This is a genomic window from Mesorhizobium sp. M0166 (assembly GCF_040322255.1).
GTDB lineage: Bacteria > Pseudomonadota > Alphaproteobacteria > Rhizobiales > Rhizobiaceae > Mesorhizobium.
In genome coordinates, this window is sequence record NZ_JAMYTD010000014.1 from 14,822 (window position 1) to 27,792 (window position 12,971).

12 protein-coding genes are annotated in these 12,971 nt (G+C 63.0%); 3 read left to right on the top strand and 9 right to left on the bottom strand.

The genetic code is table 11. The features are described from left to right. Window positions 1-243: 243 nt before the first annotated feature. A complete protein-coding gene (locus tag NKJ46_RS16755) occupies window positions 244-1,722 on the bottom strand; it encodes an ABC transporter substrate-binding protein (RefSeq protein ID WP_352665975.1) in 1,479 nt (492 codons plus the stop codon). 129 nt (window positions 1,723-1,851) lie between these two features. Further along, complete coding sequence (locus tag NKJ46_RS16760; protein WP_352665976.1) at window positions 1,852-3,141, bottom strand: acetylornithine deacetylase/succinyl-diaminopimelate desuccinylase family protein; 1,290 nt, start codon at window positions 3,139-3,141, stop codon at window positions 1,852-1,854. 222 nt (window positions 3,142-3,363) lie between these two features. On the opposite strand from NKJ46_RS16760, the gene NKJ46_RS16765 reads away from it, so the two are divergent. Beyond that, on the top strand, window positions 3,364-3,792 hold the full coding sequence (locus NKJ46_RS16765) for a L,D-transpeptidase (RefSeq protein ID WP_352666077.1): 429 nt from the start codon (window positions 3,364-3,366) through the stop codon (window positions 3,790-3,792). Window positions 3,793-3,934: 142 nt separating this feature from the next. On the opposite strand, the gene NKJ46_RS16770 is transcribed toward NKJ46_RS16765, so the two are convergent. From NKJ46_RS16770 to NKJ46_RS16800, 7 genes are all read right to left on the bottom strand, one after another. Further along, entirely contained in the window at window positions 3,935-4,927 is a 993-nt protein-coding gene (locus NKJ46_RS16770) for a lipid A biosynthesis lauroyl acyltransferase (RefSeq protein ID WP_352665977.1), read from the bottom strand. Between the two features lies 1 nt (window position 4,928). Beyond that, the gene (locus NKJ46_RS16775; protein ID WP_352665978.1) at window positions 4,929-5,957 is read right to left on the bottom strand and encodes a zinc-binding dehydrogenase; all 1,029 of its coding nucleotides are present in this window, start codon (window positions 5,955-5,957) and stop codon (window positions 4,929-4,931) included. An 83-nt stretch (window positions 5,958-6,040) separates the two neighbouring features. Next, window positions 6,041-7,312: a beta-ketoacyl-ACP synthase gene (locus NKJ46_RS16780; protein WP_352665979.1), complete on the bottom strand. Its 1,272-nt coding sequence runs from the start codon at window positions 7,310-7,312 to the stop codon at window positions 6,041-6,043. Between the two features lie 75 nt (window positions 7,313-7,387). After that, entirely contained in the window at window positions 7,388-8,575 is a 1,188-nt protein-coding gene (locus NKJ46_RS16785) for a beta-ketoacyl-ACP synthase (protein WP_352666078.1), read from the bottom strand. A 38-nt stretch (window positions 8,576-8,613) separates the two neighbouring features. Beyond that, window positions 8,614-8,898: an acyl carrier protein gene (locus NKJ46_RS16790; RefSeq protein ID WP_023719977.1), complete on the bottom strand. Its 285-nt coding sequence runs from the start codon at window positions 8,896-8,898 to the stop codon at window positions 8,614-8,616. 212 nt (window positions 8,899-9,110) lie between these two features. Further along, complete coding sequence (locus tag NKJ46_RS16795) at window positions 9,111-9,659, bottom strand: histidine phosphatase family protein (RefSeq protein WP_352665980.1); 549 nt, start codon at window positions 9,657-9,659, stop codon at window positions 9,111-9,113. 106 nt (window positions 9,660-9,765) lie between these two features. Further along, window positions 9,766-10,131 (bottom strand): hypothetical protein, encoded by a 366-nt coding sequence (locus tag NKJ46_RS16800; RefSeq protein ID WP_352665981.1) that lies wholly within the window; start codon window positions 10,129-10,131, stop codon window positions 9,766-9,768. A 192-nt stretch (window positions 10,132-10,323) separates the two neighbouring features. Here NKJ46_RS16800 and NKJ46_RS16805 point away from each other — a divergent pair, with 192 nt between their 5' ends. After that, window positions 10,324-11,274: an AEC family transporter gene (locus NKJ46_RS16805; protein ID WP_352665982.1), complete on the top strand. Its 951-nt coding sequence runs from the start codon at window positions 10,324-10,326 to the stop codon at window positions 11,272-11,274. Window positions 11,275-11,444: 170 nt separating this feature from the next. Beyond that, a complete protein-coding gene (locus NKJ46_RS16810) occupies window positions 11,445-12,902 on the top strand; it encodes an NAD-dependent succinate-semialdehyde dehydrogenase (protein ID WP_352665983.1) in 1,458 nt (485 codons plus the stop codon). Window positions 12,903-12,971: the final 69 nt, after the last annotated feature.

Below are 12,971 nucleotides of genomic sequence, written 5' to 3' on the forward strand. Positions count from 1 at the left end.
AGGGGACCGGTGCGGACGCAAAGATCGGGCTAGGGTATCGTTCCCGCCCACCCCCCTCTGTCCTGCCGGACATCTCCCCCGCAAGGGGGGAGATTGAGCCCTCACCGCTGCTTTCGCCAACCACTAGCGTTGTAAGGGCAGCGCCGGCGTGGAAACTGCCAATCTCCCCCCTTGCGGGGGAGATGTCCGGCAGGACAGAGGGGGGTGTGACGGAGTGCAACTTTCGCCCCTTCTGTCAGCGCCTCAATCCGTCCACTTCACCTTGGTCAGGTCGTTGGCCTGGATCGGGGCGTTTTCCCACAGGCCCTGCAGTTTGGCGTCCCAGACGCCGACCTTCGGCAGCTCGTAAAGGAAGCCGACCACGGCGTCATCTGCCAGGACCTTCTGCGCCTCGCCGAGCAGCGTCATACGCTTGGCCTCGTCGGAGGTAAGGTTGAGCTCGTCAATGATCTTGTTAAAAGCCGGATTGTCGTAGTTGAAGTAATAGTCCTTGCGCGAATAGATATCGATGTCGTTGGGTTCGGTGTGGGAAACGATGGTCAGGTCGTAATCCTTCTTGGTGAAGACCTGATCAAGCCACTGCGCCCATTCGACCGGTATGATCTCGAGATCGATGCCGACTTCGCGAAGCTCGGAGGCTATGATCTCACCGCCAAGCCGCGCATAGGAGGGCGGCGGCAGCTTGAGCGTCGCCTTGAAGCCGTTCTCCAGGCCGGCTTCCTTCAGCAATTCCTTGGCCTTCTCCACATTATGCGGATAGAGGCCGGTGAGGTCGACATAGGCTTTGCTGGCGGGCGACATGTGCGAGCCGATCGGCACGCCGAGGCCGGCCGAGGCGCCGTCGATGATCGCCTTGCGATCGAGCGCAAAGGAAATCGCCTGCCTGACCTGCAGCTTGTCGAAGGGCGGCTTCTTGTTGTTGATCGACAGGATGGTTTCACCCTCGGTCGAGCCGATCACCACCTTGAAGCGCGGGTCGTCCTTGACCTGGGCGACGCTGTCGGGGTCGAAGAACGGAAAGGCCTGGACGTCGCCGGAAAGCACCGCCGGAACGGCGGCGGCAGCATCCGGAATGATGCGGAACTCGGCCTTGTCGAGAAATACTGGGGCGCCCCAGTAATTGTCCGACTTGACCAGCGTGATCGATGAGCCCTTGGCCCAGCTCTGAAACTTGAACGGGCCGGTACCGATCGGTTTTTCCTTGTTAGTGTCGGCTGTCTCAGGCGCCACGATAACCGCGTCGCCCCAGCCCATATTGTAGAGAAACGAGCCTTGCGGGTTCTTCAGCGTGACCGTCACCGTCGTGGGGTCGACGACCTCGACCTTGTCGATGGCGGCGAACAGGCCCTTTTGCGCGTTGACGGAATTGTCGGCGCGGGCACGATCGAGCGAGAATTTCACGTCGTCGGCGTTGAAGTCGCTGCCGTCATGGAATTTCACGCCGGTATGCAGCTTGAAAGTGTACGCCTTGCCGTCGTCGGAAATGCTCCAGCTTTCGGCGAGATCGGGCAGCACTTCGCCGTTCGGGCCGATGCGGGTCAGGCCCTCGAAGACATTGGCGTAGAGCACCTCGTCGATCGCCGCGGCGGCACCCGCGGTCGGGTCGAGATGTGGGGGTTCGAGCGTAATTCCGATGACCAGGTCGGTGCGCGCGGCCATTGCCGAGGTTCCGGCGGCCAACACCAGCGCCGCAGCGGCCAGGATGGTTTTCCACAATTTCATCGTGCAACTCCCCATATCTAAAACACGTGCTCAAACCCGGGCGATAGAAGCGTGAATTCGCCGCCGAGTAAATTGCGTTTCGTACCGTCCGCAGACGCCGGGAGGAATGTTTTTCCGCCCATGGCCGGATCATCGCGGGCCGGCGCCCCTCAGCAGCACGTCGAGGCCGATCGCCATCACCTTTGCCGAGTCCAGCATGTCAGCAATGCCGACCCATTCGTCGGGCCGGTGGGCGAGGTCGAGAATGCCCGGGCCATAGGCGATGCAGTCATAGATGTGGCCGATGCGGGCGATGTGCTTCTGGTCGTAGGTGCCGGGCGAAATCACATAATCCGGCTCGCGGTCGAATATCTCCATGATGCCTTGCGCGACCGCCTTAACCACCGGCGCATCGCGCTCGGTCATCAGCGGCAGCACCTCCATCAGATCGCGGATTTCGTAATCGAACTTTTTGCGCTCGCGCTTCAGCCGTTCCAGGATTTCGGTCACCTCGCTCTTGACCGTAGCGAGATCCTCTTCGAGCAGGAAGCGGCGGTCGATGGTCAGCCGGCAGGAATCGGGCACGTTGGGCGAGGGCAGGCCGGGCCGGAAATCCTCCGTCTGGCCGCCATGGATCGAGTTGATGTTCATGGTCGAGCGTTTTGCGCCTTCGGGCACGACCGGCATGCGCGTCATCTTGCGGTCGAGAGCCGGAAACAATTCGTCCTCGAAGGCCCGCAGCACGGCGCCCATATGGCGCACAGCATTGTCGCCGAGGAACGGCATCGAGCCGTGCGCGATCTCGCCCTTGGTCTCGATCTCCGCCCACCAGACGCCGCGATGGCCGAGGCAGATGCGGTCCTTGTTGAGCGGCTCGGGAATGATGACGTGGTCGACCTTCGGCCTGGAGAAATAGCCGAGCTTGGCCAGATGGGCGACGCCGCCAAAGCCGCCGGACTCCTCGTCAACCGTGCCCGAAATCTCGATGGCGCCTGGAAAATCGGGAAAAACCTCCATGAAGGCTTCAGCGGCGATGATCGAGGCGGCAAGCCCGCCTTTCATGTCGCAAGCACCGCGGCCATAGACCTTGCCATCCCTGACGATGCCGGCGAACGGATCGAGGCTCCAGCCGTCGCCGGGCTCGACCACGTCGATATGCGAATTGAAGTGCACGCAAGCACCCGGCGCCCGGCCATCGAAACGGGCGACGACGTTGACGCGCGGATAACGGTCAGTGTCGCCGGGCGTGCCTTCGGCACGAATGAATTCGATCTCAAAACCACGCTTCTTCAGCCGCGCGCCGATATATTCGGCACACGGCCGATAGGCTTCGCCGGGCGGATTGATGGTCGGAAAGCGGATCAGATCCGCAGTCAGTGCAACCAGATCATCGGCTCGGTCATCGATAGCCTTGAGGAGCCGTTCGTTCGGTTCGTTCATTCGGCGAATTGAGCAGCGGATGAGGCGGTTTTGCAAGCCCGATGGCGAATTGCCAGGCGATTGCGTGTCGTTACGGCAACTATTGCGGGAAATCGTTCAAATTCGCTGCTTTGGATTGGTGAAATCGTCAGGGAGTAGGTGTTAGCTCGCTGGCTTGCCATCAAAACGCTGGGGAACAGCGTGACGGCAGGCAGGCAAGGGGCATCAAAGGGGTTTGATTGCATGAAAAATACTGTTCTCATGGCAGCGGCATTGATGGCGATGCTGTTCGGTTCGTCGTTCGAGAGCCGGGCGGCCAGCCTGGTCGCGAACATCGATATTTCCTCACAGACGATGACGGTAAGATACGGGCTTTCGTATTACCGGTGGAGCGTTTCCACCGCCCGCAAAGGCTACGTCACGCCGCGCGGCAGCTATCGTCCACAGCGGACGGCCCGGATGTGGTATTCGCGCAAATACGACATGTCGCCGATGCCATATTCGGTGTTCTTCCGCGGCGGCTATGCCATCCACGGCACCGGCGCGATCCGGCAATTGGGGCGCCCGGCATCGCATGGCTGCGTGCGCCTCCACCCCAGCAACGCCGCCGCGTTCTATTCGATGGTGCGCAAAGCCGGCTTCGGCAATACGCGGATCCTCGTGACGAATTAGGGCCTGCTCCTCGGCCCGCAATAAAAAACCCGCCGGAGCAGCGGGTTCGCCGGGGCCAAATAGCACCATACCGAAATTAGTAGCATAGCTGCCGGCACAAAGCAGGAACAAAATAGGGCTTGTACCCAAAAAGATGGTGCGCTCAGGCGGCTTTGTCGCGCATTGTCGCCGGCCGACGCTTTTTGCGGCCGCTGATCTCCCAGCGCTTGTGGAACCACATCCACTGGCCGGGGTCTTCGCGCACCCAGCGCTCGACCACGTCGTTGAGAAGCTGGGTGGTGGCGCGGACGTCGACACTGCCGCCGGCGGTGCGCGGCAAGCTGAGCTTGTCCTCGATCTCGAGCCGGAAACGGTTGTTCGGCAGGCGCACGCAGCGCGCCGGATAGACATCGCAATCGTAGTGCCGCGCCAGGGTGCCGAGAACCCGGTTGCTCTCGCAGGGGCGGCCGAAGAATGTCGTCTCGAGCCCGCCGGTGAATTTCTGGTCGACCAGCACGCCGATATTGCCGCCTTTCTCCAGGATGGCCGCAAGCGCGAACGAGGCACCGGTCGAAGACGGTAGCAGCGATCCCATGCTCGAACGGCGGGTCGAGAGGATGTAGTCGGCGAGGTAAGGGTTGTTGGGCGGGCGAAACAGCGCCGTGATGTTCATGCCGAAGGTCGCCGCAGCCACCGGCAGCAGCTCGAAATTGCCGAGATGCCCGGTGAAGACGATATGCGGCTTGTCCTCGCCCGCAATGCGCACGAAATGCTCCACGCCCTTGACCTCGACACGGCCCGGCTTCGTCGCAGCCGGATCGTAGTCGAACAGAGCATCGAGAAAGATATATTCGGCGGCGAGGCGGGCCATGTTGCCCCACATGTCGGAAGCGATCGCCTCGATCTCGGCATCACTCTTTTCGGGATAGGCCTTGCGCAAATTGTCGACAGCAACCTGATGGCGCGCTACCCAAGGGCCGATGCGGCGGGCAGCGCGGTCGGCGAAATTGAGCGCGCTGTCGGGCGGCAGCATCCGCAGCGCGGAGATGATGATCATGGCGACCCGCGCGACCAGCCAGTAGTTGAACTGGCGAAGCCGCCTGCCATAGCGGAATCCCACGTCCCTGCGGATCTTCCTGAAGGCGTTGCCGATCATTTCAGCCGACGCGCAGGATGATCTTGCCGAAGACGTCGCGGCCTTCCATGCGCTTCAGCGCGGCATCGATGCCGTCGAAGCCGACCTCGGTGTCGATCACCGGCGCGACCAGGCCCGCCGCCATCTTCTGCATGGCGTCGGCCATATTTTCCATGCGGCAGCCGAACGAGCCTAGCAGTTTCAACTGCTGCTGGAACAACTGCATCAAATTGATCTGTGTCGACACGCCGGAGGTCGAGCCGCAGGTGACCAGCCGGCCGCCGCGTTTGAGGCACAGCATCGAGGCGGCAAAGGTGTCAGTGCCGACATGCTCGAACACCACGTCGACGCCCTTCTTCTTGGTCAGCTTGCGCACGACGCCTTCGAAACGGTCGTCGCGATAATTGATGACGTGGTCGGCGCCGAGCGCCTTGGCCTTGTCGATCTTGTCGTTCGAGCCGACGGTGGTGATGATCGTGCAGCCCATCTTCTTGGCCAGCTGAATCGCGGCGGAGCCGATGCCGGAACCGCCGGCATGGATCAGTATCGTCTCGCCGGGCTGCAGCCGGGCATTGTCGAACAGCATGTGCTCGACCGTGCCGAAGGTGACAGGCGCTACCGCCGCGCCGATTTCGCTCACGCCGGGCGGGGCAGCGACGAGCAGGCGCGCCGGCAGGTTGATCTTTTCCTGCGCAAAACCGTCGAGATGGAAACCGTGAACGCCCGAAACATGCTCGCAGAGATTGTCGCGGCCTTCGCGGCAGGCGCGGCAAAGACCGCACGTGCGGGCGCCATAGATCGACACCAATTGCCCGGGCAGGAGGCTGGAAACGCCGGGGCCGACCGCCTCGACCTCGCCGGAGGCCTCGGCGCCGACGACCAGCGGCAGCTTACGCTTGGCGAAGGCCATGCCGCGCCAGCCCCAGACGTCGATATGGTTCAGCGCCACGGCCTTGATGCGCAGCGTCACCTCGCCGAGCGAAGGCGGCGGCGGTGGCGGCAGGTCCACCGTTTCAAGCCGGCGATCCTCGATAAGTTGCAATGCGCGCATGCCAGATCCCAGGTTGCGCAGGACCGAGAACCGTTTCGGAAAGGACCATGCGCACGACAACAGTGCTAGAGCGGAACGGTCGCTTAGACCGGTTCCCGCGCCATGACAAGGCAGGTGTTCTGGCCGCCGAAGCCGAAGGAGTTCGACAGGACGGTGCCGACCTCGGCGTTGCGCTTGGTGTTCGGCACCACGTCGAGCACGATCGCCGGGTCGGGATTGTCGTAGTTGATGGTCGGTGGAATGACGCTTTCGCACATCGTCATCAGCGAAAATGCGGCTTCGACAGCACCGGCAGCCGATAGGGTATGGCCGATCATCGACTTGTTCGACGAGACCGGCATTGACGAGATCCGCTCGCCGAACACCGTCGACAGCGACAAATGCTCCATCTTGTCGTTTTCGGGCGTCGAGGTGCCATGGGCGTTGACATAATCGATCCCGTCCTCGCTCAGGCCGGCATCGGCAAGGGCGGCGCGCACCGCCGCGATCGCCGGCGAACCGTCCGGCTTGGAGCGGGTGCGATGGAAGTCGTCGGCCTTTTCGCCGCAGCCGCGCAATATGCCGAGAATGGTGGCGCCGCGGGCAAGTGCAGCCTGCAGCGATTCCAGCACAAGGGCGCCCGAGCCTTCGGCCAGCACGAAGCCGTCGCGATCCCTGGAGAACGGCTTGGAGGCCTTTTCGGGGATGTCGTTATGGGTGGAGAGCGCCGACAGAAGCGAGAAGCGGATCAAGGCTTCGGCGGTCGCCGAGCCGTCGGCGCCGATCGACAGCGCCCTGTCGCATTCGCCGCGGCGGATCGCTTCGACGCCGAGCTGGATCGCCGTGGCGCCCGAAGCGCAGGCGGTCGACAGCGTGATCGGCAGGCCGCGCGTGCCGAAACGGTCGGCAAGCCGGTCGGCGATCGAGCCGAACTGCGTGGTCTCGAAGATGTCGAGTTCCCTGAGGCCGCGCGCCACCCGCAGCAGCCTCTCGGCACCGGTGTCGTGTGTGTCGGAATTGTAGAGCGAAAAGCGCTCGCTCCAGTCGAGCTCGACCGGCGGCGAAGCGAGGAACAGCGGTCCGCCGAAATCGCCGGCATCGAGGCCCGCCTCCGACATCGCTTCCTGGGCGGCGGTTTCGGCAAGCTCATAGGTGAGGAGACTGGCGCCCTTGGAGCTCGACGGCAGGAAATCGACCATGCCGGAGATGCGGGTGTTGAGATGATCGACCGGGAAGCGGGTGATCGGATGGATGCCGGATTTGCCTGACGTAAGTGCCGCCCAATTGTCGGCTTTGCCGACACCGAGCGACGTCACCACACCGATGCCGGTGACGGCGACGATCGGCCTGCCCATGTGGTCGTTCAGATTGGCCATTTGTTGTCCAAAAACCTGTTTCTCTTGGAGCATCGGATCGCCCGAAAACCGCGTCACACTTTTCGGTCCGATGCTCTAGGCGGCTTTGATCAGCGCCATGCCCTCGAATTGGTGATAGCCGATCGCCGTTGCAAGGACGGTCTTCGGGACGCCGGCAAACGGTTTTTCGACTGTGGCGTCGAAGACAGGGTAGGCGGCCTTGCGGTCGACAGCCAAGGCCGCCAGCGCAACGGCAAAGGGGAACTGCGCTTCCTTCATGTGGCCGGTCAGCGTCGAAAAGCCGCGTGCGGCGATCGCCGGATTGGCGTCGAGCGCCGATTTCTCGGCGGCGGTCGCGGCATGGGCGCCCGAAGCGCCGGAGATCGCCAGTAACTCGCCGTGCGGCAATGCGGCTTGCTTCAGCAGCGCGGCGATCTCACCGCCGAGTTCGCCCCGCCGGCGCCTGGCACGACCGGACAGGACCGGACCGAGTTCCGCATAGATCTTGCGGCCACGGCTTTCCGCGTGCTCGCGCTGCTCCAGGACGAGAAACGCGCCGCCGGATCCGGTCACCACACCGCCGCCTTCGGCACCTTGCCTTTGCCAGAGCGGCCGCCACGGACCGCGATGCAGGTAGCCGGCCAGTTCATACCCGAGCAGCATGTCGGAATGTTCGGTCTGGAAAGCGCCGCCGACCAATATATGCGTCGACTGGCCGGAGCGGATGCGCGCAGCCGCCGTCTCGACTGCGGCAACGCCCGCACCTTCCTCGCCCATGAAGGTGCGAGAGGAGCCGGTCACCTTGTGGACGATCGAGATGTTGCCGGCGAGCAGGTTAGAGAGCTGCGCCAGAAACAGCGTCGGGCGCAATTCGGTGGTCAGCTTCTCGTTGAGCAGCACGTCGCGGTCATTGCGGCTTTCCGATGCCGCGAGAATGGCCGCATCGACCGCCTCGTCGCGCTCGCCGCCGCCGGCGGCCACCACCATGTCCATGGTCGAGCAGAGTTCGTCATTGCCCTTGATGCCGGCATCGTCGAGCGCAAGGCCGGCCGCATAGGTGCCGAGCCTCTGCCAGGTCTCCATCTGCCGCTGGTCGCCACGCTTGGCGATCTGCAGGTTCCAGTCGATCGCCGGCAGCGGGTGGACCGTATAGGGCGAGAAGCGCGAGGCCTCCAGAACCGGTTCAAGGCGCGGCTGGACGAGCTTTGCCCAATGCGCGTCCGGACCCTCGCCCAGCGACGAGACAAGGCCGATGCCTGATATGACGACGTCGTGGGGGTTCATGGCGGGCTGTTGTGGGTCGGGCGCGTCAGGCGCTGTGTTCACGTGGCGTTCTTGGCGGCGACGAGCGCGTCGATCTTGGCGCACAGGTTCTTCATGACGAAATAGTCGTCGGTCGAAGCCTTGCCGTCATTGACCTCCTGCGTCCACTTTTCCAGCGGCACCTTGATGCCGAATTCCTTGTCGATGGCAAAGACGATGTCGAGGAAGTCGAGGCTGTCGATGCCGAGATCGTCTATGGTGTGGCTTTCGGGCGTGATCGTCTCGATATCGATCTCGCTGGTGTCGGCGATGATCTTGGCGACTTTGTCGAACGTGGTGGACAAGGGCTTTTCCTTCGATTGCGGGCGGAATCTGTCCGCATGTGTTTTGGGCTGTCTAATCGGTTTTTCCGGGCAGGAAAAGGCCTGATGCGCCGGGCGCAGATGGGCTGGCTGCCCAGGCAGAGCAAGATGAGATCGGAATCCAACCACGACTTCTCGTGGCAGTGGCATTTCGGCAACAGCTATCTCGCTCGACGCGAGGAGCGACCGACCCCTCAAAACGTAACGCGGCCGAGTACCCGCAGGCCGTCGCCCTGCGGCGCGACGACCACGGCCTCGCCTTCACGCGGCGAGATGCCGGTCAATTCCTTGATGTTTTCGAGATGCGTGACCATGACCAGATTGTCGGAGCCGGAATAGCCGCGGATCTCGGCCAGGATCGCAGCGATCTGGGCGGCCTTCTCCTTTTCGTCGGTCTTCAGCAGGTCAAGCGGTGCGAACGGCTCCGGCTCGCTTTCGAAAGCAATGCGGGCGGTCTCGAGGCAGCGACAATAGCGGCTGGACAGCACGCGCTCGACCGGTGCCGCGCGAGCGCCAAACAGCGCGCCGATCTTGCGCGCCTGTTGCTTGCCACGCTCTGAGAGATTGACCTGGGTCGCGCATTTGCCGAGGTCGAAATTGGCTGCATCGGTGGTGCCGGTGACCATGGCATGGCGAAGCAGCACCACATGCCCGCCGTCGCGCAGCAGCGCCCAGCCGGCTTCCGTCGCATGGGCTGTGGCGGAAACGGCAAGCAACAGCAGCGCCAGGACAAATCGAAGCATCGGACATCCTTTTTGGGTGACCGGCAGGCAGGTCCCCGGTGACCGGCATATAGGGACGGCAAAGTCGGCTGAAAGACAAGCCGAGTGCAACCTGCGGCCGAAACGCCTATTTCTTCGCTATCTGCTTCTTCACCAGATCGATCTTGCGGTCGGTCAGCGGGATGGAGAGTGTGTAGCCGGCTTCGGTAAAGCCCTGCTTGGCGTTCTCGAAGAATTCGATCGCCATTTGGAATTCGGCATTGCCGCCGCCATAGCTGCCGCGGTTCCAGTGGACGTCGCCGAGATTGTTCTGCTCGAAGGCCCATTGCATCGGCTGGCTTTCGCGGGTGAAGACCTTGAGTGTCGCCTCGAAGGCGGCTTCGGCCTCATCCAGAGACGTCTGATCTCGGGTCGCCGGTGCGCAGCGCGTCGTGCTCGGCTTCTTCAGGCGCGCTGCCTGCGCGTCGAGCAGGTCGGTAGGATTCTCGGGCATCTTTTCGGTGCCAAGCGCCCTCTTTCGGTGTCGGCCGTCCCCAACCCCCTGCCGGGACCTTCTCCCCGTCCTTCACGGAGTCCTTCACGGGGAGAGGGTAAGGGTGAGGGGCAGCGCAAACCGAGCCGATTACCTTATCTCGCGAGGGAAGGGCGATTGCGCCGCCGCCGGGGCTCGCCTATCACGGGAAAAATGTCTCCGCTTACCGAAACCGTCCTCTTCGTCTTCAGTCTCGTCGGGCTCGGCTATCTTGCCGGGTTGACCGGCTATTTGAAGCCGGCGAGCGGCGAGGGCGTATCCGAATTCGCCATCAACGTGGCAATGCCGCTGCTGCTGTTCCAGACCATGGTAAAGGCCGATTTCCACGGCGTCGCGCCGTGGTCGCTATGGGGCGCCTATTTCGCGGCGGTCGCGCTCACCTGGGCCGCCGGCCATCTGGTCATTACGCGCATCTTCGGGCGGGACGCCCGCGCCGGGGTCGTCGGCGGCGTGTCGTCGTCCTACTCCAACGTCGTCCTGCTCGGCGCGCCCTTCATCATCGGCGTGTTCGGGCCGGCCGGGTTCGAAGTGCTGTCACTGCTCGTTTCCATTCACCTGCCGGTGATGATGATGGCCTCAATCATCCTGTTCGAGATGTTCGGCCGCGGCGGCAGCGAGCCTGTGCATCCGCTCCGCGTCGTCAGGAGCTTTCTCAGGAGGGTATTCATCAATCCGCTGATCATCGGCATACTGGCCGGGCTGGCGTGGCGCTTCACCGGTGCGCCGCTGCCGGTGCTTGCGACGCGGCTGAGCGACGCGCTGGCCGGCACCGCCGCCCCGGTGGCGCTGTTTGCCATGGGGCTCAGCCTGCGCCGTTTCGGCATCTCCGGCAATGTAAGGCCGGCGTTGGCGCTGTCGGCGCTGAAACTGTTCCTGATGCCGGCGCTGGTTCTCGGCCTGGTCTGGCTGATCGGCCTGCCGCCATTGACGGCCAAGGTGGCGGTGATGGTTGCGGCGTTGCCGTCCGGCATCAATTCCTATCTCATCGCGGTGCAGTTCAACACCGGCCAGGCGCTGGCGTCGAACCAGATGACCATCGCCACCGCCAGTGCGGTCGTGACCACGGCGTTTTGGCTGACAGTGGTCGTCCATGTTTTTGGATAAGAGCCCGGCTGCAGCCCTCTCGCTTTGGCTGGCCCAAACCCTATATGCCATCTTGTGATTGCTTGCGGGGCTTGCCCTGGGCTAAGAGCAGTGGCTCTAGCGATGCTATCGCGCACGTCCATTCACGAAATCAGCGACCGGCCCGCCAGGTGCCGAACGGAGGCGAGATCATGCTTCAGAAAACCAGCCATTTCATGCGGCAGGCCAATCTCATCAATGGCGAATGGGTGCAGGCCGATTCAGGCCAGACGGTCGACGTCAACAATCCTGCCACCGGCCTCAAGATCGGAACCGTGCCGAAATCGGGCAAGGCCGAGACGCGTCGCGCCATCGAAGCCGCCGACGCTGCCTTCCATACATGGCGCAAGACCACCGCGCTCGAACGCTCGAAGCTGTTGCGCAAGCTGCACGACGCGATGATGGACAATCAGGACGTGCTGGCCGAACTGCTGACTATCGAGCAGGGCAAGTCGCTGTTCGAATCGAAGGGTGAGATCGGCTCGGCCGCGTCCTACATATTGTGGTTCGCCGAAGAGGGCCGCCGCACCTATGGCGACGTCGTGCCGTCGCCCTGGGCGGACCGCCGCATCCTGGTGACCAAGGAGCCGGTCGGCGTCATCGCCGCCATCACGCCATGGAATTTTCCATCCTCGATGCTGGCCCGCAAGCTCGGTCCTGCGCTTGCCGCCGGCTGTACCGCGGTGGTCAAGCCGGCGTCGCAGACGCCTTATTCCGGCCTTGCCTGGGGCGCGCTTGCCGAGGAAGTCGGCTTCCCCAAAGGCGTGATCAATATCCTGACCGGCGCCGCCGGTGAGATCGGCGACGAGATCTGTGCCAACCCGCTGGTCAAGAAGATCACCTTCACCGGCTCGACCGAGGTCGGCAAGATCCTGATCCAGAAGTCGTCGGTGACCGTCAAGAAGGTGTCGATGGAGCTCGGCGGCAATGCGCCGTTCATCGTCTTCGACGACGCCGACATCGAGCGGGCAGTCGCTGGCGCCATCACCGCCAAGTACCGCAATTCCGGCCAGACCTGCGTCTGCACCAACCGCTTCCTGGTGCAGGCCGGCATCTATGACCAGTTCGTCGAAAAGCTGGCTGCTGCTAGCAACGGGCTGAAGGTCGGTTCAGGCCTCGAAGACGGTGTCCAGCAGGGGCCGCTGATCGACGAGAAGGCGGTGGAGAAGGTCGAGGAGCTGATTGCCGACGCTACCGCCAAGGGCGGCAAGGTTGTCGCCGGCGGCAAACGCCATGCGCTCGGCGGTTCGTTCTTCCAGCCGACGGTGATCGCTAATGCCACGCCGAAAATGCGCTTCATGAAGGAAGAAATCTTTGGCCCGGTGGCGCCGGTGTTCAAGTTCGAGACCGAGGAAGCGGCCGTAGGACTCGCCAACGACACCGAGTTTGGCCTGGCCTGCTATTTCTACACCGGCGATCTCGGCCGGGCCTTCCGGGTCATGGAAGGGCTCAAATACGGCATGGTCGGCGTCAATGAAGGGCTCATCACCACGCCTGAGGCGCCGTTCGGCGGCGTCAAGGAATCGGGCCTCGGCAAGGAAGGCGGCCATCAGGGCATCGAGGATTATCTCGACACCAAATATGTCTGCATCGGCGGACTTGGTCTCTAGAAGCCTCATGCGGTAATACCGAAAACGATCCTGGGCCGCTTCGGAAAGGCCAGGCTGGCATCGAGCAAC

Coding starts and splice junctions, on each gene's coding strand:
- NKJ46_RS16755 (WP_352665975.1), bottom strand. CDS start 1,722: ATGAAATTGTGGAAAACCATCCTGGCCGCTGCGGCGCTGGTGTTGGCC.
- NKJ46_RS16760 (WP_352665976.1), bottom strand. CDS start 3,141: ATGAACGAACCGAACGAACGGCTCCTCAAGGCTATCGATGACCGAGCC.
- NKJ46_RS16765 (WP_352666077.1), top strand. CDS start 3,364: ATGAAAAATACTGTTCTCATGGCAGCGGCATTGATGGCGATGCTGTTC.
- NKJ46_RS16770 (WP_352665977.1), bottom strand. CDS start 4,927: ATGATCGGCAACGCCTTCAGGAAGATCCGCAGGGACGTGGGATTCCGC.
- NKJ46_RS16775 (WP_352665978.1), bottom strand. CDS start 5,957: ATGCGCGCATTGCAACTTATCGAGGATCGCCGGCTTGAAACGGTGGAC.
- NKJ46_RS16780 (WP_352665979.1), bottom strand. CDS start 7,312: ATGGCCAATCTGAACGACCACATGGGCAGGCCGATCGTCGCCGTCACC.
- NKJ46_RS16785 (WP_352666078.1), bottom strand. CDS start 8,575: ATGAACCCCCACGACGTCGTCATATCAGGCATCGGCCTTGTCTCGTCG.
- NKJ46_RS16795 (WP_352665980.1), bottom strand. CDS start 9,659: ATGCTTCGATTTGTCCTGGCGCTGCTGTTGCTTGCCGTTTCCGCCACA.
- NKJ46_RS16800 (WP_352665981.1), bottom strand. CDS start 10,131: ATGCCCGAGAATCCTACCGACCTGCTCGACGCGCAGGCAGCGCGCCTG.
- NKJ46_RS16805 (WP_352665982.1), top strand. CDS start 10,324: ATGTCTCCGCTTACCGAAACCGTCCTCTTCGTCTTCAGTCTCGTCGGG.
- NKJ46_RS16810 (WP_352665983.1), top strand. CDS start 11,445: ATGCTTCAGAAAACCAGCCATTTCATGCGGCAGGCCAATCTCATCAAT.